We start from the raw sequence: 20,051 nt of genomic DNA, 5'->3' as shown, positions 1-20,051 counted from the left end.
GGGTTTCGGCATGCGCTAACGCTTATAGTTATTACAGTTTTGCGCTGACCCAGCCTTTCACACTGGCTAACGCTGCAGGCAGAGCCGCCGCATCCGTACCACCGGCTTGCGCCATATCCGGACGACCGCCACCCTTACCGCCTACCTGCTGAGCGACCATACCAACCAGCTCCCCTGCTTTCACGCGATCTGTCACGTCCTTAGACACACCCGCAATCAGAGAAACCTTACCTTCCACCACCGTTGCCAGAACGATAATGGTAGACCCCAGTTGATTTTTCAGATCATCAACCATGGTACGCAGCATTTTCGGCTCAACGTCCGCGAGTTCGCTGACCAACAGCTTCACGCCATTGATATCAACCGCTTTGCTGGAAAGATTTGCACTCTCCTGCGCCGCAGCCTGTTCCTTCAATTGCTGCAATTCTTTTTCGAGCTGACGCGTACGCTCCAGTACGGAACGAACTTTGTCACCGATATTCTGGCTATCGCCTTTCAGCAGCTGCGCAATATCGCTTAAGCGATCGCTCTCAGCATGCACTGTTTGGATAGCGCCTTCACCGGTTACGGCTTCGATACGACGAACGCCTGCAGCAGTACCTGACTCGGACACAATGCGGAACAGACCGATATCACCCGTACGGCTGGCATGAGTACCACCACACAGTTCGGTAGAGAAATCACCCATGCTCAGAACGCGCACGTGGTCGTCATATTTCTCGCCAAACAGCGCCATTGCACCTTTGGCTTTCGCCGCTTCAAGATCCATGATGTTCGTTTCAATCGGCAGGTTGCGACGAATTTGTGCATTCACCAGATCTTCAACGGCACGGATTTCAGCAGGTTTCATCGCTTCGGTATGAGAGAAGTCAAAGCGCAGAATTTTATCGTTAACCAGCGAGCCTTTCTGCGCCACGTGCGTGCCCAGAACCTCGCGCAGCGCCGCATGCATCAGGTGCGTTGCGGAGTGGTTCAAGCGGATACGCGCACGACGAGCTTCATCTACGTCAGCCTGCACGGCATCGCCAACTTTCAGAGAACCCGCAGACAGTTTGCCGATGTGACCAATCGCCTGACCATATTTCTGCGTATCGCTAACGGCAAACGCGAAGCCCGCACCTTTCAGTTCGCCTTTATCACCAATCTGACCACCGGATTCCGCATAGAACGGCGTCTGGTCAAGAACGACAACGGCATCCTGACCTGCGTTAATGGCGTCTACCGCTTTACCATCAACAAACAGTGCGGTGACTTTGCCGTTCAGTTCCAGGTACTCGTAGCCTTTAAATTCAGAAGCACCATCAACGCGAATCATCGCATTGTAGTCTGTACCAAAGCCGCTGGCTTCACGCGCACGACGGCGTTGCTCTTCCATTGCGGCTTCAAAGCCCGCTTCGTCAACCTTGATGTTACGCTCGCGGCAAACGTCTGCCGTCAGGTCAACCGGGAAACCGTAGGTGTCATACAGACGGAATGCGGTTTCGCCGTCCAGCGTATCGCCGGACAGTTTTGCCAGTTCTTCATCCAGCAGCGCCAGGCCACGCTCCAGCGTACGCGCAAACTGCTCTTCTTCGGTTTTAAGAACCTGCTCAACCATAGCCTGTTGATGCTTCAGTTCTTCGCCCGCGGAACCCATTACGTCTACCAGCGGACCAACCAGCTTGTAGAAGAAAGTGTCCTTCGCGCCCAGCATGTTGCCATGACGAACTGCGCGACGAATGATACGACGCAGCACATAGCCACGGTTTTCATTCGACGGAACAACGCCATCGGCAATCAGGAACGCACAGGAACGGATATGGTCGGCAATAACGCGCAGCGACTTGTTGCTCAGATCGGTCGCGCCGGTAACTTTCGCCACGGACTCAATCAGTGAACGGAACAGGTCAATTTCATAGTTGGAGTTAACGTGTTGCAGCACGGCCGCAATACGCTCCAGACCCATACCAGTATCCACGGACGGTTTCGGCAGCGGTTCCATGGTGCCGTCAGCCTGACGGTTGAACTGCATGAAGACGATGTTCCAGATCTCAATGTAGCGATCGCCATCTTCTTCCGCGCTTCCCGGAGGCCCCCCCCAAATGTGGTCGCCGTGGTCGTAGAAAATTTCGGTGCACGGACCGCAAGGACCGGTATCACCCATCTGCCAGAAGTTGTCGGAAGCATAAGCCGCGCCTTTGTTATCACCGATACGGATGATACGTTCGCGCGGAATACCGACTTCTTTTTCCCAGATTTCATAGGCTTCATCGTCAGTTTCATAGACGGTGACCCACAGACGCTCTTTTGGCAGGGCAAACCAGTTTTCACCGGTCAACAGTTCCCATGCGTATTGAATGGCGTCGTGTTTGAAGTAATCGCCGAAGCTGAAGTTGCCCAGCATTTCGAAAAAGGTATGGTGACGTGCAGTGTAACCGACGTTTTCCAGGTCGTTGTGCTTACCGCCCGCACGTACGCAACGCTGCGAGGTGGTTGCGCGGGAATAATTACGCTTGTCGAGGCCAAGGAAAACATCCTTGAACTGGTTCATCCCGGCGTTGGTAAACAACAAAGTAGGGTCATTGTTCGGTACCAGGGAGCTGCTGGCAACTACCTGATGTCCTTTACTATGGAAAAAATCGAGAAACGCCTGACGGATCTCAGCGGTGCTCTTGCTCATAATTATCCTGAAGAAATCAAGCTAACGAAATGTCATTACCAGCATCGGCACGTAAACTGCGCCTCTGGCAATCGAAAAGTGGGAATAAGATAAGTTTTCTTTACTGGGAAGTAAAATCCCGTATGCGGTCAATCGTCAAAATTTCGCCATATTGCCTGAATATCTTCCATCAGATAGCCGCGATAGAGCAAAAAACGCTGGACCTTTACCTTATCTGAAAATTCCACAGGTAAAGGTTCTCCATATTTCCGGACGGCCTGCTCACGTGCAAGCACTGCCCAGTCAATTTCGCACTCACGCATGGCTCGCTCAATAGCCTCACGCGCGATCCCTTTCTGATTTAATTCCTGACGCACGCGGGCAGGTCCGTAGCCCTTACGACTGCGGCTGGCGATAAACTGCTGCACGAAGCGATCATCATCCAGATAACGACTTTCAATACACCAGGCGATGACCTTGTCGTAATCCTCTGGCGTGGCATCAATTTCTTCTGGTCCATTTTTCCCCATCACCGGAGCGGCCAGCTTACGTCGCAGTTCCTGCTCGCTGTGATCGCGCATCGCCAGAATACGTACGGCGCGGTCAAGCAGTCGGGAATAAGCGGAACGGCGGGAAGTTGCGTCTGTCATAGTGAGCCTTCAGAAATGAAAAAGGGCTGCATGATATGCAGCCCTTTACTATATGCGATTCAAAACAGATTATCAGAAATCTTCGTTCGTTTCTTTTACGTCTTCGCCGCTATCATCAACGGAGAAATCAGGCGTTGAATCCTGGTTATTGAGCAGTAACTCACGTAATTTCTTCTCAATTTCTTTCGCAGTTGCCGGGTTTTCTTTCAGCCAGTTGGTTGCGTTCGCTTTACCCTGACCGATCTTCTCACCGTTGTAGCTGTACCATGCACCAGCTTTTTCAATCAGCTTCTCTTTCACGCCCAGGTCAACCAGTTCGCCGTAGAAGTTGATACCTTCACCGTAAAGAATCTGGAATTCGGCCTGTTTAAACGGTGCTGCAATTTTGTTTTTCACGACCTTAACGCGGGTTTCACTACCCACCACGTTGTCGCCTTCTTTCACCGCACCAATACGACGGATATCCAGACGAACAGAAGCATAGAATTTCAGGGCGTTGCCACCGGTGGTGGTTTCCGGGTTACCGAACATAACGCCAATCTTCATACGGATCTGGTTGATGAAAATCAGCAGCGTGTTGGACTGCTTCAGGTTACCGGCCAGTTTACGCATTGCCTGGCTCATCATACGTGCCGCAAGGCCCATGTGAGAGTCACCAATTTCGCCTTCGATTTCTGCCTTCGGCGTCAATGCGGCAACGGAGTCGACAACGATAACGTCAACCGCACCGGAACGCGCCAGCGCATCACAGATTTCCAGCGCTTGCTCACCGGTATCCGGCTGAGAACACAGCAGGTTATCGATATCAACGCCAAGTTTACGCGCATAAACGGGATCCAACGCGTGTTCCGCATCGATGAACGCACAGGTTTTACCTTCGCGCTGTGCGGCGGCAATAACCTGCAGTGTCAGCGTTGTTTTACCGGAGGATTCTGGCCCGTAGATTTCGACGATACGACCCATAGGCAAACCGCCCGCGCCCAATGCGATATCCAGAGAAAGCGAACCGGTGGAGATGGTTTCCACATCCATGGAACGGTCTTCACCGAGGCGCATGATGGAGCCTTTACCGAATTGCTTTTCGATCTGACCCAGCGCTGCCGCCAACGCTTTCTGTTTGTTTTCGTCGATAGCCATTAATTACTCCTGTCATGCCGCTTTCGGGTTAAACCGCGAAACGTGATAGATAATGTTCTGTTGAAGCAATTATACTGTATGCTCATACAGTATCAAGTATTTTGTAGAAATTGTTGCCACAGGGTTTGTAACGCGTAGGCGGTCGCCTGTCGACGTACTGCATCGCGATCGCCGCTAAAGCATTCCCGGCGGGTAATCCCCTCGCCGCTTGCGCTGGCAAAAGCAAACCATACCGTCCCCACGGGCTTTTCTTTGCTGCCGCCATCCGGCCCCGCAATACCGCTTATCGAAACAGCGAAATGCGCGCGGGCGGCTTTTAGCGCACCTATCGCCATCTCCACCACCACTGGCTCACTCACCGCGCCATGCTGGGCCAGCGTCTCTTCACGCACGCCAATCATCTGCGCTTTGGCTTCATTGCTGTAAGTCACAAACCCGCGTTCAAACCAGGTGGAGCTTCCGGCAATATCCGTAATCGCTTTGGCTACCCAGCCGCCGGTGCAGGATTCCGCCGTCGTCACGGTTGCCCCGCGCGCTTTCAGCGCCAGGCCAACCTGCTCGCTTAACTGCATCAGTTCACTGTCGGTCATTTCAGCCTCTGTCAGTTAAAAAAATATGCCGGACAAGATAGCACTTTCATAACCAATGTGGGGATGGCGAGAACGTTTTACGAGGGGGATTCCAAAAATTGCTCCGTTGCATAAATAAGACCTGCCGGATGGCGATGTCAGGGCATCTTCTCCGGCCTACAAGAGATATCCTCCAGTAGGCCGGGGGAGTGATTACTGCACACGCGCCAGCGCCACCGCCTGACCCAATTGCCACACGGCCATCGCGTAATGGGTACTGTGGTTATAGCGGGTAATCGTGTAGAAGTTCGGCAACCCATACCAGTACTGGTAGCCGGTACCGATATCCAGGCGTAGCAGGCTGGCCTGCTGATGATTCCCCAATGACTGCTGCGGCGTCAGACCTGCGGCGGCAAGCTGAGAAATGCTGTACTGCGTTTTAAAGCCGTTAGCCAACCCAGGCGCCTGACCATTTGCCGGAACCGCTACTGTATCGCCTTTCACCCAGCCGTGGCCTTTGAAGTAGTTCGCCACGCTACCGATGGCATCAACCGGATCCCACAGGTTAATGTGCCCATCACCATTGAAATCAACGGCATATTGTTTATAGGAAGACGGCATAAACTGGCCGTAGCCCATTGCCCCCGCGAAAGAACCTTTCAAATCGAGCGGATCGTCGCTTTCATCTCGCGCCATCAGCAGGAAGGTTTCCAGTTCGCCAGAGAAGTATTCCGCACGACGAGGATAGTTAAAGGACAGCGTCGCCAGCGCATCCAGAATCCGCGTTTTACCCATCACGCGGCCCCAGCGAGTTTCTACGCCAATAATGCCAACGATAATTTCCGGCGGTACGCCGTAGACCTGCCAGGCGCGGTTCAGGGCATCTTCATATTGGTTCCAGAAAGCCACGCCGTTTTGCACGTTATCCGGTGTGATGAACTGTTTACGATACCGTAACCATGCGCCGTTAGGTCCGGCTGGCGGTTGTGTCGTCGGCGCCTGGCGGTCCATCAGACGCAATACCGAGTCCAGACGCTTAGCCTGCGACAAGATCTCCTGCAACTGCTGGCGGTCAAAACCGTGCTTATTCACCATTTTCTCGATGAACTGCTGGGCGTTCGGATTATTGGCAAAATCACCGCCCGTTTGCATGACATTGTGCTGCGGCTCAAGCAGGAATCCGCCGGATGGCGTACCCGTAGTCGTTTGAGTCTCTGAAGGTTTAGGTTTGCTGCTACAGGCAGCGAGCAATACGAAAAGGGGAAGTAACGCTACATAACGACGCTTGAACATGAGACATCCATTAAACAAATTCAGCCTGGGGGAAGTATGGTAAAGCATCCTCCGTCACACAAGGAAGCAGTTGTCGCTCTCCTTCACAGAATTTCCCCCCTCTTGCACTTCCGCCCGGCACAATTGCGAGCCTTCACGCACTTTCTTTCAAATTAAAATATTTATCTTTCATTTTGAGATCAAAATAACACTTTCAAACCTTTCAATGTGATTAAAATAAATTACCGTTTGGCAAGATAACTAAAAACCCCTACAGGAGAGAATAATGATCGACACCATCACACTCGGGGCTGAGTGGTTTATCGGCTTGTTCCAGAAAGGCGGAGAGGTCTTTACCGGCATGGTGACCGGTATTCTTCCTCTGCTGATCAGCTTGCTGGTCATCATGAATGCGCTGATTAACTTTATCGGTCAGCAGCGTATTGAACGTTTTGCCCAGCGCTGCGCTGGAAACCCGCTGTCCCGCTACCTGCTACTGCCGTGCATCGGCACATTTGTGTTTTGTAACCCTATGACGCTGAGCCTGGGTCGCTTTATGCCGGAAAAATACAAGCCCAGCTACTACGCCGCCGCCTCTTACAGTTGCCATTCAATGAACGGCTTGTTCCCGCACATCAACCCTGGCGAGCTGTTTGTCTATCTGGGGATCGCCAGCGGACTGACTACGCTGGGTCTGCCGCTCGGTCCGCTCGCGGTGAGCTATTTGCTGGTCGGTCTGGTGACCAACTTCTTCCGTGGCTGGGTGACCGATTTCACCACCACCATCTTTGAGAAAAAAATGGGCATTCAACTTGAGCAGAAAGTACATCTGGCGGGAGCAACATCATGACGCGTATTCGTATTGAAAAAGGCACCGGCGGCTGGGGCGGCCCGCTTGAACTGGATGCCGTTCCGGGCAAGAAAATTGTCTATATCACTGCAGGAACGCGCCCGGCGATTGTCGACAAGCTGGCGAATCTGACCGGTTGGCAGGCCGTTGATGGCTTCAAAGAAGGCGAACCGCCGGAGAATGAAATTGGCGTGGCGATCATCGACTGCGGCGGCACACTGCGCTGCGGGATCTATCCAAAACGTCGTATCCCGACGGTGAACATTCACGCCACGGGAAAATCCGGTCCGCTGGCCCAGTTCATTGTTGAAGATATCTATGTCTCTGGCGTAAAAGAAGAAAACATTACCGTTGTCGGTGAAGCGTCCGCTACACCAACGCCCGCAAACAGCAGCATGGGCCGCGATTACGACACCAGCAAGAAAATTACCGAGCAAAGCGACGGTCTGTTGGCAAAAGTCGGGATGGGCATGGGCTCAGCCGTTGCGGTTCTGTTCCAGGCCGGGCGCGACACTATTGATACCGTGCTGAAAACCATTCTGCCGTTTATGGCATTCGTCTCGGCGCTGATCGGCATCATTATGGCTTCTGGTCTGGGAGACTGGATCGCCCATGGACTCGCACCGCTGGCCAGCCATCCGCTGGGGCTGGTGACGCTGGCGCTGATTTGTTCTTTCCCACTGCTGTCGCCTTTCCTCGGCCCCGGTGCGGTCATCGCCCAGGTTATCGGCGTTCTGATCGGCGTACAGATTGGTTTGGGGAATATTCCCCCGCATCTGGCGTTACCTGCTCTGTTCGCCATTAACGCCCAGGCTGCATGCGACTTTATCCCTGTCGGGCTGTCGCTGGCCGAAGCACGTCAGGACACGGTCCGCGTCGGCGTGCCATCCGTTCTGGTGAGTCGTTTTCTGACCGGCGCGCCAACCGTTCTCATCGCCTGGTTTGTTTCCGGCTTTATTTACCAATAAGAGGCACTCAAAAATGACCGTGATTTATCAGACCACCATCACCCGCATCGGCCAGAGCGCCCCGGATGCACTCAGCGACCAGATGTTGATTACCTTTCGTGAAGGTGCGCCCGCGGATATCGAGGAGTTTTGCTTCATTCATTGCCACGGCGAGCTGAACGGTTCGTTACAAGCGGGGATCCAGTTTGAACTAGGCCAGCATCAGTACCCGGTCACCGCCGTTGGCAGCGTGGCAGAACAAAACTTACGTGAACTGGGACATATCACCCTGCGTTTTGACGGACTGAGTGAAGCGGAATTCCCCGGCACCGTACACGTTTCAGGCCCCGTGCCAGACGGTATCGCGCCGGGCTGTATTTTGAAGTTTGTTGCTTAAGATTGAAGGAGATAAAGATGAATCAGGTTGCCGTTGTCATTGGTGGAGGCCAGACCCTTGGCGCATTCCTTTGCCGTGGGCTTGCGACAGAAGGATACCGCGTCGCGGTGGTGGATATTCAAAGCGATAAAGCCGCCAACGTGGCGCAGGAAATTAACGCCGAGTTTGGCGAAGGCACCGCCTACGGTTTTGGCGCAGATGCCACCAGCGAACAGAGTGTGATGGCGCTATCGCGCGGAGTGGATGAAATATTCGGCCGCGTCGATCTGCTGGTTTACAGCGCGGGTATCGCTAAAGCCGCGTTTATCAGCGACTTTCAGCTCGGTGATTTCGACCGTTCGCTGCAGGTGAATCTGGTCGGCTACTTCCTCTGCGCACGTGAGTTCTCACGCCTGATGATCCGCGATGGTATTCAGGGACGCATTATCCAGATCAACTCCAAATCCGGGAAAGTGGGCAGTAAACACAATTCAGGCTATAGCGCGGCAAAATTTGGCGGCGTGGGCTTAACCCAGTCACTGGCGCTGGATCTGGCGGAATACGGGATCACCGTGCATTCACTGATGCTTGGCAATCTGCTGAAATCACCGATGTTCCAGTCGTTATTGCCGCAATATGCAACCAAACTTGGACTTAAGCCAGACGAAGTTGAGCAGTACTACATTGATAAGGTTCCGCTCAAACGCGGCTGCGATTATCAGGACGTGCTGAACATGCTGCTGTTTTACGCCAGCCCGAAAGCCTCTTACTGCACAGGGCAGTCCATCAACGTGACCGGCGGTCAGGTGATGTTTTAATATTGAATTGCCGGATAGCGGCTACGCTTATCCGGCAAAATTAAAGGAGTACATAATGGTTTCCGCACTGATTACCGTCGCCGCCATTGCGTGGTGTCTGCAGCTGGCATTAGGGGGCTGGCAAATATCCCGCTTTAATCGGGCGTTTGATAGGCTTTGCCAACAGGGTCGGGTTGGCGTGGGGCGCTCCGGCGGACGTTTTAAACCCCGCGTGGTGGTCGCCATTGCGCTAGATGAGCAGCAGCGAGTAACTGATACGTTATTTATGAAAGGTCTTACGGTATTCGCCAGACCCGGCAAAATTGCCACAATAATGGGCAAACATCTTGATGATTTACAGCCTGATGTGATCTTTCCCCATGATCCGCTATCGCAGAATGCACTATCATTGGCGCTTAAACTGAAACATGGATAATTTCGTTGTGAATGCTAATAGCTTGCGAAATTATCATTTTGCAACCTATAGTCAGGGTAATCACGCCTATGAAACCTCGTCAGCGTCAGGCTGCCATACTGGAGCATCTGCAAAAGCAGGGAAAATGCTCGGTTGAAGAACTGGCCCACTACTTTGACACGACCGGCACGACCATTCGTAAAGACCTTGTTATTCTGGAGAATGCCGGTACCGTCATTCGTACCTATGGCGGCGTAGTATTAAATAAAGACGAATCCGACCCGCCAATCGATCACAAAACGCTAATCAACACGCATAAAAAAGAGCAGATTGCCGAAGCCGCCGTCCGTTTTATTCACGATGGCGACTCCATTATTCTGGATGCGGGCAGCACCGTACTGCAGATGGTGCCAATGCTCACGCGCTTTAGCAACATCACAGTCATGACCAACAGCCTGCACATTGTTAACGCCCTTTCGGAGCTGGACAACGAGCAAACCATCCTGATGCCCGGCGGGACCTTTCGCAAAAAATCTGCGTCATTTCACGGTCAGCTGGCTGAAAACGCCTTTGAGCAGTTCAGCTTTGATAAACTCTTCATGGGCACCGACGGCATTGACCTCAATGCTGGCGTGACCACCTTTAATGAAGTGTTTAGCGTCAGCAAAGCGATGTGCAATGCCGCTCGCGAAGTAATTCTGATGGCTGACTCATCAAAATTTGGGCGCAAAAGCCCCAATGTTGTCTGCAGTCTGGAAAGCGTCGACAAGCTGATTACCGATGCGGGTATCGACCCTGCGTTTCGTCAGGCGCTGGAAGCAAAAGGGATTGAAGTAATCATAACCGGAGAAACCAATGAGTGATGCACTACTGAACGCGGGCCGCCAGACGTTAATGCTGGAGCTACAGGAAGCCAGCCGACTGCCAGAACGACTGGGTGATGATTTTGTCCGCGCTGCCAATACGATCATCCACTGCGAAGGCAAAGTGATTGTCTCCGGGATTGGCAAATCCGGCCATATTGGCAAAAAAATCGCGGCAACCCTCGCCAGTACCGGCACCCCCGCCTTTTTTGTACATCCGGCGGAAGCATTGCACGGCGACTTAGGCATGATTGAAAGCCGCGATGTCATGCTGTTTATCTCCTACTCCGGCGGCGCGAAAGAGTTGGATCTCATCATTCCACGCCTGGAAGACAAATCCGTCGCTCTGCTGGCCATGACCGGAAAACCGACCTCACCGCTGGGTCTGGCGGCCAAAGCGGTGCTGGATATTTCCGTTGAGCGTGAAGCCTGTCCGATGCGCCTGGCACCGACCTCCAGCACCGTTAACACGCTGATGATGGGCGACGCGCTGGCCATCGCCGTAATGCAGGCGCGCGGCTTCAACGAAGAAGATTTTGCGCGCTCGCATCCGGCGGGTGCGCTGGGCGCTCGTCTGTTAAATAAAGTGCATCATCTGATGCGTCGTGACGATGCCATACCGCAGGTGACGCTCACCACCAGCGTCATGGACGCGATGCTGGAACTTAGCCGTACGGGTCTTGGCCTGGTGGCAGTCTGTGATGATGACTCGTTGGTGAAAGGCGTCTTTACCGACGGCGACCTGCGCCGCTGGCTGGTTGGCGGTGGAGCGCTCACCACTCAGGTTAGCGAGGCGATGACCCACAACGGCGTTACGTTGCAGGCACAGAGCCGCGCCATTGACGCCAAAGAGATCCTGATGAAACGCAAAATCACCGCAGCACCGGTGGTCGATGAAAACGGTAAACTTACCGGTGCTATCAACCTGCAGGATTTCTATCAGGCCGGTATTATCTAATCCTTCAGCCCCAGACGTTTCGCCAGCCGGTGCAGGTTGGCGACGTCTGTTTCCAGCGCCCGCGCACTTGCTGCCCAACTGTGATTATTTTGCGCCAGCGCCCGGCGGATCATCTCTCGCTGGAATGACTCCGTTGCTTCACGCAGATTATGCTGTTGCGGGATCTCTGCAACACCTTCCGCCGCTGGTGTTACAGGCGCTTCATCCTGCAAGGCAAAATGCTGCGTCTCCAGCACCACTTCATCCCCTGCTCTGGTGGCCCTTGCCAGAACAACCGCACGGTGAATGGCATGTTCCAGCTCGCGTACGTTACCAGGCCAGGCGTAGCTCAACAGATGACTACGCGCACCGGGGCTTAACACCACACGGGAAAGTCCCAGTCGCAGTCGACATTGCTCGCAAAAATAGCCTGCCAGCAGCACCACATCTTCGCCACGCTCACGAAGAGGCGGTACGGAAAGGGGAAAGACGCTCAGGCGGTGGAATAAATCCGCACGGAAATTCCCGGCCAGCACCTCTTCGCGTAAATCACGGTTCGTTGCCGCGAGTACGCGCACGTCGACACGCAGGCTGCGATCGTCACCCACGCGTTGAATATCACCGTATTGCAGCACGCGTAGCAGCTTAGCCTGTAGCGCCAGCGAGAGTTCGCCAATTTCATCGAGAAACAGCGTCCCGTTATCGGCCATTTCAAACTTACCGCTCCGATTACTGATAGCCCCGGTAAAGGCCCCTTTTACGTGACCAAACAGCTCGCTTTCCGCTACGCTTTCTGGCAAGGCCGCACAGTTCAGATACACCAGCGGGTTCACCGCGCGGGGTGAACCTTCATGAATCGCTTTCGCTACCAGCTCCTTCCCGGTCCCCGTTTCGCCGCTAATCAGTACGTTGAGATCGGACCCCGCCACAATCTCAATCTCTTTTTTCAGCTGCATCATATTGGGCGACAGGCCAATCATCTGGGTTTCCGTCACCTGCTCGAAAGCCGTCGACGAACCCGGCAGCATATTCTGGCTTTCCAGCTGTTCAATCAGTAGCGCATTGCTCAACGCGCCAGCCGCCAGCGCGGCAATCAGCCTGAGTTCTTCATCACTGAACACATCAAACTGATCCGGCTCCATGCCATCCAGCGTTAACGCGCCAATCAAATTTTGACCGGCGAACAGTGGTAAGCCAATACAGGCATGCACTTTCAGACTCTCCTGGCCTGGGATCAGCCCGTCGTAAGGATCGGGCAAATCACTGTCGGCAGGAAAACGTACCACGTCTCCGGCACGGGCAATCGCTTCCAGACGCGGATGCCCTTCCAGCGTAAAGCGCCTGCCGAGAACATCCTGGGCCAGCCCATCGATTGCCAGTGGAATAAACTGTCGCGACTCGTAGCGCAGCAATGCCGACGCGTCGCACTCCAGTACCTGACGCAAGGTGGTTATCAGGCGTTGAAAGCGATCCTGATGTCCAATACCGCTTTGTAATTCAATGGCGATGCCCGCCAGCACATCTACGGAAAAGCTCATGGCTACCTCATTGTCATTTTGACAATTCATATTGTCATATTGACAATAAGAAACATAGTCATTTTGACTACCACCTTATGAGCAATAAAAAATAAAATCTTTAAAATCAAAGAAATAAAAAGTTGGCATGCAACCTGCAATTAGCAAAACATCTTTTTTGAAAAACGCTGAATTAATTGAGGTTGTTATGTCTATTCTGGTTAAAAATAACATTCATTGGGTTGGCCAACGTGACTGGGAAGTGCGTGATTTCCACGGAACTGAATACAAAACGCTGCGCGGCAGCAGCTATAACAGCTATCTCATCCGTGAAGAAAAAAATGTCCTGATCGATACCGTAGACCACAAATTCAGCCGCGAATTCGTGCAGAACCTGCGCAGTGAAATCGACCTTGCCGATATCGACTACATCATTATTAACCACGCGGAAGAAGACCATGCCGGTGCGCTGACCGAGCTGATGTCCTGCATCCCGGACACGCCAATCTACTGCACCGCTAATGCCATTGACTCTATTAACGGACACCACCATCACCCGGAGTGGAACTTCAATGTGGTCAAAACCGGCGACAGCCTTGACATCGGCAACGGCAAACAGCTGATCTTCGTTGAAACACCTATGCTGCACTGGCCGGACAGTATGATGACCTACATGACCGGCGATGCGGTGCTGTTCAGTAACGATGCCTTCGGCCAGCACTACTGCGACGAACGCCTGTTCAACGACGAAGTTGACCAGGCCGAACTGTTCGAACAGTGCCAGCGCTACTATGCCAATATCCTGACGCCGTTCAGCCGTCTGGTGACGCCGAAAATTACTGAGATCCTCAGCTTCAACCTGCCGGTCGATATGATTGCCACTTCCCACGGCGTGGTATGGCGCGACAACCCGACACAAATCGTTGAGCTGTACCTGAAATGGGCAGCGGATTATCAGGAAGACCGCATCACCATTTTCTACGACACCATGTCCAATAACACCCGCATGATGGCGGACGCGATTGCCCAGGGCATCAACGAAGTCGACCCGAACGTGGCGGTAAAAATCTTTAACGTCGCCCGTAGCGACAAAAACGAAGTCCTGACTAACGTCTTCCGCTCTAAAGGCGTGCTGGTCGGGACTTCCACAATGAACAACGTGATGATGCCGAAAATCGCCGGTCTGGTGGAAGAGATGACCGGCCTGCGTTTTCGTAACAAGCGTGCCAGCGCCTTTGGTTCACACGGCTGGAGCGGCGGTGCGGTAGACCGTTTGTCCACGCGTTTGCAGGATGCCGGTTTCGAGATGTCGCTGAGCCTGAAGGCGAAATGGCGTCCGGACCTCGGTGCACTGGAACTGTGCCGCCAGCATGGCCGCGAAATTGCACGTCAGTGGGCGCTTGCTCCACTGCCGGAGACCCCCGTTAAAGCCTTGTCCAAAGAAGAAGAGTGCGCCTGTGCCGCTGCGGCTGCCGCTGACCTTGGCCCAGGCATGCAGTGCAGCGTGTGCCAGTGGATTTACGACCCAGCAAAAGGTGAACCGCTGCAGGACGTTGCACCGGGTACACCGTGGAGCGACGTACCGGACAACTTCCTGTGCCCGGAATGTTCATTAGGTAAAGACGTCTTCGACGTACTGGCAACGGAGGCAAAATGAGCCACGAAATTGTCATCATTGGTTCGGGCTTCGCCGCCCGCCAGTTAGTCAAAAATATCCGTAAACAGGATGTGACTGTCCCGCTGACCCTGATTGCCGCGGACAGCATGGATGAGTACAACAAGCCCGATCTCAGCCACGTTATCAGTCAGTCACAGCGTGCAGACGACCTCACCCGCCAGTCGGCGGGGGAGTTTGCCGAGCAGTTTAATTTGCGCCTGTTCCCACATACCTGGGTAACCGACATCGACGCCGATGCCCACATAGTGAAAAGTCAGGACAAGCAGTGGCAGTACGACAAACTGGTGCTGGCGACGGGGGCTTCAGCCGTTGTACCTCCGGTTAGCGGGCGTGAGTTAATGCTTACATTGAACAGCCAACAAGAGTATCGCGCCTGTGAAACGCTGCTGCGTGACGCCCGGCGGGTGCTGATTGTTGGCGGCGGACTGATTGGTAGCGAACTGGCGATGGATTTCTGTCGGGCCGGTAAAGCGGTAACGCTTATCGACAACGCCGCCAGCATTCTGGCCTCGCTGATGCCGCCGGAAGTCAGCAGTCGCTTACAGCATCGTCTGACCGATATGGGTGTCCATCTGCTGCTGAAATCCCAGCTTCAGGGGCTGGAAAAAACGGCCTCGGGTATTCGCGCCACGCTCGATCGTAGCCGCAACGTAGAAGTCGATGCGGTGATTGCCGCCACCGGCCTGCGCCCTGAAACCGCGCTGGCGCGTCGCGCCGGATTGAACATCAATCGTGGCGTCTGCGTCGACAGCTATCTGCAAACCAGCCACCCGGACATTTATGCCCTCGGCGACTGTGCGGAAATTAATGGTCAGGTTCTGCCGTTCCTGCAGCCGATTCAACTGAGCGCCATGTATCTGGCGAAGAACCTGCTCGGCGGCAATGCCCAATTGAAGCTGCCAGCGATGTTAGTAAAAGTCAAAACCCCGGAGTTGCCATTGCATCTGGCCGGGGAAACCCAGCGCCGCGATCTAAACTGGCATATTGCCGCCGAAGCGCAGGGTATGGTGGCCAGAGGGATGAACGCTGAAGGCCAGCTGTGTGCGTTTGTCGTCAGTGAAGACCGAATGAAAGAGGCCTTTGCGCTGCTGAAAACGCTGCCCGTGTAAGTCCAGAGTACCGTTGCTTGATTTATTAACCTCACGCGCACGGATGTGCGTTGCCACTTGTCGGTATGCCCCGACATGTTTTTCTTGCCCCGCCAGTCCCGGGGCTTTTTTTTTATTTTTGCGTCAACACCCGCGCCGCGGCAATCACGCCCTGCCCCAATGACAACCCGCCGTCGCCCGCCGGTAAACGCTGCGGGAACAGTAATGTAAAATCACGCAGATAAAACGCCAGACGGGCCGACAATAAGCGGTTATGCATCACGCCACCGCTGAATACTAACGTTTTAATTCCGCGCGCTTCGGCCTGCTCACGCATCAGCGTGGCAAAACCACGCGCCAGCGCGTCGTGAAACGTCCACGCTCTTTCTGCAGGGTCGGTCTGCCAGGTGAGCCATTGCTGCCAAAAAATCGCTAAGTCCAGTTGATTGCCATTAAGCGGCACCGTAACAGGGTGATCAACACCTGCACACCGCGATGCCAGCGCCTCCAGCGCACAGGCCGCCTCACCTTCATAACTCAACGATTCCGGCGCACAATGCAACGCGGCGGCAACCGCATCAAACAAGCGCCCGCACGACGATGCCAGCGGGGCATTGATTCCCCGCTCAATGGCGCGCGCCAGTACGTTCCAGTTTGGATGCTGTAGCCCCGATGTTTCCGGGTAACGCTGCCAGTCAGGAACAAAACGCAGGCATTGCGCGAGCAGATTGCGCCATGGCTGTTTTGCCGCTAAATCGCCGCCCGCCAGCGCTACCGCCGGTAAGCCGCCAAGGTGCTCGCATTCACGATAGTTGATCCGCAAACACTCACCTCCCCACAGCGCACCATTTTCCCCCATGCCGATGCCGTCCAGCGTCAGAGCAATCACGTCATCTCCGTCGAGCGGCCAGCCGTGCTCGGCCAGACATGCTGCAGCATGCGCATGGTGATGCAGTACTGTTTCGGTTGGCAGATTCATTTCACTGGCCCACTGGCTGGAAACATAGCCAGGGTGTGCATCATGCACGATACGCTGTGGCGTAAAATCATAAATGTTCTGGATAAGACGCAGCGCATCACGCCACTGTTGCTGAATGCCGTCATCGCTGAGATCGCCTAAATGCTGGCTGATAACCGCCTGTTCGCCGCGCACCAGGCAGAAAGTATTTTTCAGATCCGCACCTAAGCACAGCATCGGCGGCACGTCGCGAAATCCCGGCGGCAGCGCGACCGCATCCGGCACGTAACCCCGGGAACGACGCAGCATTTCCCCGCTGTCGCGCACCACGGAGTCATCCATCCGCTGCACAATTTCGCGGTTATGCAGCAAAAAACCATCGGCAATCTCACTTAAATCTTCCAGCGCCTGCGCATTGGTAATAGCAGGCGGCCTGCCGCTAAGATTGCCAGAGGTCATCACCAGCGGGCAATTCATCTCTTGCAAGAGCAAATGCTGTAACGGATTCGCGGGCAGCATGACGCCCACTTCCGTTAACCCTGGCGCAATGCCCTCGCTCAATGCAGCGACATAGCGTTTTTGCACCAGCACGATCGGCGCAGCGGGGGTTGTGAGCAAACGACGCGCGGGTTCAGGTAGTCCGTCATCAGTTGGTAGCATTACCGCCAACGGTTTCGCCGGGCGGTGTTTGCGCAGCCTGAGCAGCGCGACGACGTCATCATTGCGCGCATCGCACACCAGATGAAACCCACCAATGCCTTTAACGGCCACAATTCCGCCCGCTTTCAGTCGCGATACCGCCGCCTGCAACGCTGCTTCTTTTTCCGCCCGCAGATCTGCGCTTATCCACTCAAGATGCGGGCCACACGCCGGGCAAGCGACAGGCTGCGCATGAAAACGACGATCATATGGATCGCGGTATTCCGCTTCGCATTGTGAACACAGTGGGAATGAGGTCATGACGGTAAAGGGACGGTCATACGGCATTGCACGAATAATGGTGAAGCGCGGACCGCAGTGGGTACAGTTGATAAAAGGATAACGATAACGGCGTTCGCCGGGGGTGCTCATTTCAATCAGACATTCGGGACAGGTCGCGGCGTCCGGAACGATCTGCGTATTCATCGAACCGCCAGCGCTTTGCCGAATAGTGAAATCGGCAGGCTGTTGCGTCCAGGCGAACGATTCGCGCTCAACGCTATCAATGCGCGCCAGTGGCGGGCAGTGTTGGTGCAACTGCGCAATAAACTCCGCCGGATCTTCCTGCAAGCGCACAACCACACCGTCACCGTCGTTACACACGTCGCCATGCAGCTGTAACCGCTGCGCCAGTTGCCAGACGTAGGGGCGAAATCCAACGCCCTGTACCTTGCCGCGAATACGCAACTGTACGCCGGTGTGGGTGTTTATTGTCATGATGAATTCCCGCGGTAATGTATCCCTGAAATCTCCGTTTGCCGGATGGCAGCTTCGCCTTATCCGGCCTACGTTACTCCTTTGTAGACCTGACAAGCACAGCGCCATCAGGCACGTATTTTACGCGGATTTTCAGATATCAGAACAGCAAAGATGCGGTGGAATCCAGCGCCGCGCGACGGCGTTTTTCAGCGCTCAGTTGTTCAAGCTTATTGCGATCCACATAAATCAGCGCGTGAGTCGGGCAGACTTCCATACAGGCGGGACCGGCCTCGCGATGGTGGCACAGGTCGCACTTATTGGCTTCGGCTTTTTCTGCACGGACGTTCAGGCCAGCCCCACTGTTACGTACAACCGGGCGCACAACCACTTCCATTGCGCCATAAGGACAAGCCACAACGCAGGTTTTACAGCCAATACAGCGTTCCTGCATTACGTGGACAAAGCCTTTATCACGGCTGATTGCACCGTTCGGACAGACGTTAGCGCACGGCGCATCTTCACACTGGCGGCACAATGTCGCCGTGGAGACATTAACGCCTTTGATGACGTGAATGCGGGGTAAAAAGGTTTCAGGGGTCAGCGATGCGCAGTCCTGGTTATCCTGATGGGATACCACGCAGGCCACTTCACAGGTACGGCAACCAATGCATTTATTGGCGTCTGCAATGATGAAACGGTTCATCAATTTCTCCAGCAATGACAGAATATCTGCCGAAGCATTCACAAATCGTGCCAGATTTTAATCTACTGTTCTTAAAGGTTTTTTATTTTGATGTCTACAAGGAAAGCGTGTCATCGTCACTAGTGACGATGACAAATGACAGCCGTCAGGACGAAACGGGTGGCGCAACAGAGTCGCGGTGAATGAGTTCACCGGTGAAGGTTTTTGGCGGGGTAAATACCCCGTCCCCCAGCATAAAGATCAGCCGTCCAATCGTTTCCTGGATCATTTCCGTCACGGGGATTTTGACACTGGAAAGCGCAGGAATCGTATATGGCGCGAGGGCGATATCATCGAAGCCAATCACCGAGACCTGTAAAGGCACGCACACACCACGGGCGTGCAACTGCTTCATCGCGCCGATCGCCATATCGTCATTGCTGGCCACCAGCGCGGTAAAATTGACCTTACGCGAAAGCAAAGTATCCACACCCGCAGCACCGCAGGCTGGCGTCCACTTTCCTTTAACAATCAATTCATTATTAAGCGCAATTCCATGATGTGCCAGCGCGTCTTTATAGCCTGAAAGTCGCTCCACGCCGGTAGGTGAATCCATCGAACCGGTAATAAATCCAATCTCTTTGTGTCCGGCGGCAATGAGCTGAGTGACGGCGTTAAAGCTGGTCTGCTTTTGATCGCACCACACGCAGTGGCTGGTGTTTTTCCGCAGACGTCGATTAAGCACCATAATCGGCTGACTATGGGCGTCGATGATATCGTCTATCTCATCCACGCTGAGAAAACGCGGATAAATCATAATCGCGTCGCAGCGTAAGTCGAGCAAGTACTGGATCGCCTGGCGCTCTTCCTCAGCGCTGTGCTTACCATCAGCCAGCAACAGCTGACGTCCCTTATCCTCCGCCATACGTGCGGTATGAAACAGCAGTTCGCTGAAATAGACACCGTGATAAAGGGTGTTCGTCACCACTAGTCCCAGCGTCTGCGTGGTTTTCGCCGCCAGACTGCGCGCCAGCAAGTTAGGGCGATAACCACTCTCTTCAATGGCCTGAAACACGCGGTCTTTGGTCTCCTGGCTGACGTAGCCGTTCCCAGAAAGCACCCGGGAAACCGTCGCTTTCGACACGCCGGCACGCTTCGCCACCTCCAGCATAGTGGTCATATTACTCATCCCTTTTCTCTTAATGTGACGCAGTGTACTGCACCGTTTCGCCGCTGTCCTCGCTGCTAAATCGCAGACGCTGACATCTAGTGATATGGG

18 protein-coding genes are annotated in these 20,051 nt (G+C 54.2%); 9 read left to right on the top strand and 9 right to left on the bottom strand.

Going from position 1 to position 20,051, the window contains the following annotated elements; translation table 11 throughout:
- Positions 1-31: 31 nt before the first annotated feature.
- The 5 genes from alaS to mltB all read right to left on the bottom strand — a co-directional run bounded on the left by alaS (position 32) and on the right by mltB (position 6,287).
- Entirely contained in the window at positions 32-2,659 is a 2,628-nt protein-coding gene (gene alaS / locus ACU8YC_RS19200) for an alanine--tRNA ligase (protein ID WP_187253098.1), read from the bottom strand.
- 128 nt (positions 2,660-2,787) lie between these two features.
- Complete coding sequence (gene recX / locus ACU8YC_RS19195; RefSeq protein ID WP_151218187.1) at positions 2,788-3,288, bottom strand: recombination regulator RecX; 501 nt, start codon at positions 3,286-3,288, stop codon at positions 2,788-2,790.
- 72 nt (positions 3,289-3,360) lie between these two features.
- A complete protein-coding gene (gene recA, locus ACU8YC_RS19190; protein WP_003037330.1) occupies positions 3,361-4,425 on the bottom strand; it encodes a recombinase RecA in 1,065 nt (354 codons plus the stop codon).
- 92 nt (positions 4,426-4,517) lie between these two features.
- Positions 4,518-5,015, bottom strand: coding sequence for a nicotinamide-nucleotide amidase (gene pncC / locus ACU8YC_RS19185; protein ID WP_151218188.1), 498 nt, complete (start codon positions 5,013-5,015; stop codon positions 4,518-4,520).
- 192 nt (positions 5,016-5,207) lie between these two features.
- Positions 5,208-6,287 carry a lytic murein transglycosylase B gene (gene mltB / locus ACU8YC_RS19180; RefSeq protein WP_032947148.1) on the bottom strand — a complete coding sequence of 360 codons (1,080 nt, stop codon included), beginning with the start codon at positions 6,285-6,287 and terminating at the stop codon, positions 5,208-5,210.
- Positions 6,288-6,552: 265 nt separating this feature from the next.
- On the opposite strand from mltB, the gene srlA reads away from it, so the two are divergent.
- From srlA to gutQ, 7 genes are all read left to right on the top strand, one after another.
- On the top strand, positions 6,553-7,116 hold the full coding sequence (gene srlA / locus ACU8YC_RS19175) for a PTS glucitol/sorbitol transporter subunit IIC (protein ID WP_003037339.1): 564 nt from the start codon (positions 6,553-6,555) through the stop codon (positions 7,114-7,116).
- Positions 7,113-8,084, top strand: a complete 972-nt coding sequence (gene srlE / locus ACU8YC_RS19170) for a PTS glucitol/sorbitol transporter subunit IIB (RefSeq protein WP_151224238.1) — start codon at positions 7,113-7,115, stop codon at positions 8,082-8,084. Before srlA ends, srlE begins: the two co-directional genes overlap by 4 nt.
- A gap of 13 nt (positions 8,085-8,097) precedes the next feature.
- Entirely contained in the window at positions 8,098-8,460 is a 363-nt protein-coding gene (gene srlB / locus ACU8YC_RS19165) for a PTS glucitol/sorbitol transporter subunit IIA (RefSeq protein WP_151224239.1), read from the top strand.
- A 17-nt stretch (positions 8,461-8,477) separates the two neighbouring features.
- Positions 8,478-9,257, top strand: a complete 780-nt coding sequence (gene srlD, locus ACU8YC_RS19160; RefSeq protein WP_151218191.1) for a sorbitol-6-phosphate dehydrogenase — start codon at positions 8,478-8,480, stop codon at positions 9,255-9,257.
- A gap of 55 nt (positions 9,258-9,312) precedes the next feature.
- Positions 9,313-9,672: a transcriptional regulator GutM gene (gutM, locus tag ACU8YC_RS19155; protein ID WP_151218192.1), complete on the top strand. Its 360-nt coding sequence runs from the start codon at positions 9,313-9,315 to the stop codon at positions 9,670-9,672.
- Between the two features lie 68 nt (positions 9,673-9,740).
- Positions 9,741-10,514 (top strand): glucitol operon DNA-binding transcriptional repressor SrlR, encoded by a 774-nt coding sequence (srlR, locus tag ACU8YC_RS19150; protein ID WP_003037350.1) that lies wholly within the window; start codon positions 9,741-9,743, stop codon positions 10,512-10,514.
- On the top strand, positions 10,507-11,472 hold the full coding sequence (gene gutQ, locus ACU8YC_RS19145; RefSeq protein ID WP_187253100.1) for an arabinose-5-phosphate isomerase GutQ: 966 nt from the start codon (positions 10,507-10,509) through the stop codon (positions 11,470-11,472). The genes srlR and gutQ overlap by 8 nt, the downstream gene beginning before the upstream one ends.
- Here gutQ and norR read toward each other — a convergent pair.
- A complete protein-coding gene (norR, locus tag ACU8YC_RS19140) occupies positions 11,469-12,989 on the bottom strand; it encodes a nitric oxide reductase transcriptional regulator NorR (RefSeq protein WP_151218194.1) in 1,521 nt (506 codons plus the stop codon). The genes gutQ and norR overlap by 4 nt on opposite strands.
- Before the next feature lie 187 nt (positions 12,990-13,176).
- Here norR and norV point away from each other — a divergent pair, with 187 nt between their 5' ends.
- Together norV and norW are read left to right on the top strand one after the other, a co-directional pair.
- Positions 13,177-14,625, top strand: a complete 1,449-nt coding sequence (norV, locus tag ACU8YC_RS19135; RefSeq protein WP_278238630.1) for an anaerobic nitric oxide reductase flavorubredoxin — start codon at positions 13,177-13,179, stop codon at positions 14,623-14,625.
- The gene (norW, locus tag ACU8YC_RS19130) at positions 14,622-15,755 is read left to right on the top strand and encodes an NADH:flavorubredoxin reductase NorW (RefSeq protein ID WP_446895655.1); all 1,134 of its coding nucleotides are present in this window, start codon (positions 14,622-14,624) and stop codon (positions 15,753-15,755) included. Before norV ends, norW begins: the two co-directional genes overlap by 4 nt.
- Positions 15,756-15,867: 112 nt before the next feature.
- Here the strand turns inward: norW and hypF are convergent, their stop codons facing one another.
- From hypF to ACU8YC_RS19115, 3 genes are all read right to left on the bottom strand, one after another.
- The gene (gene hypF, locus ACU8YC_RS19125) at positions 15,868-18,108 is read right to left on the bottom strand and encodes a carbamoyltransferase HypF (RefSeq protein ID WP_414438478.1); all 2,241 of its coding nucleotides are present in this window, start codon (positions 18,106-18,108) and stop codon (positions 15,868-15,870) included.
- 139 nt (positions 18,109-18,247) lie between these two features.
- Entirely contained in the window at positions 18,248-18,793 is a 546-nt protein-coding gene (hydN, locus tag ACU8YC_RS19120; protein ID WP_003037366.1) for an electron transport protein HydN, read from the bottom strand.
- Between the two features lie 145 nt (positions 18,794-18,938).
- On the bottom strand, positions 18,939-19,952 hold the full coding sequence (locus tag ACU8YC_RS19115; protein ID WP_151224446.1) for a LacI family DNA-binding transcriptional regulator: 1,014 nt from the start codon (positions 19,950-19,952) through the stop codon (positions 18,939-18,941).
- Positions 19,953-20,051: the final 99 nt, after the last annotated feature.

This window comes from Citrobacter sp. VF227 (assembly GCF_052950715.1).
The sequence above is the reverse complement of the archived record's forward strand: the minus strand, read 5'-3'. Positions and strand labels throughout refer to the sequence as shown.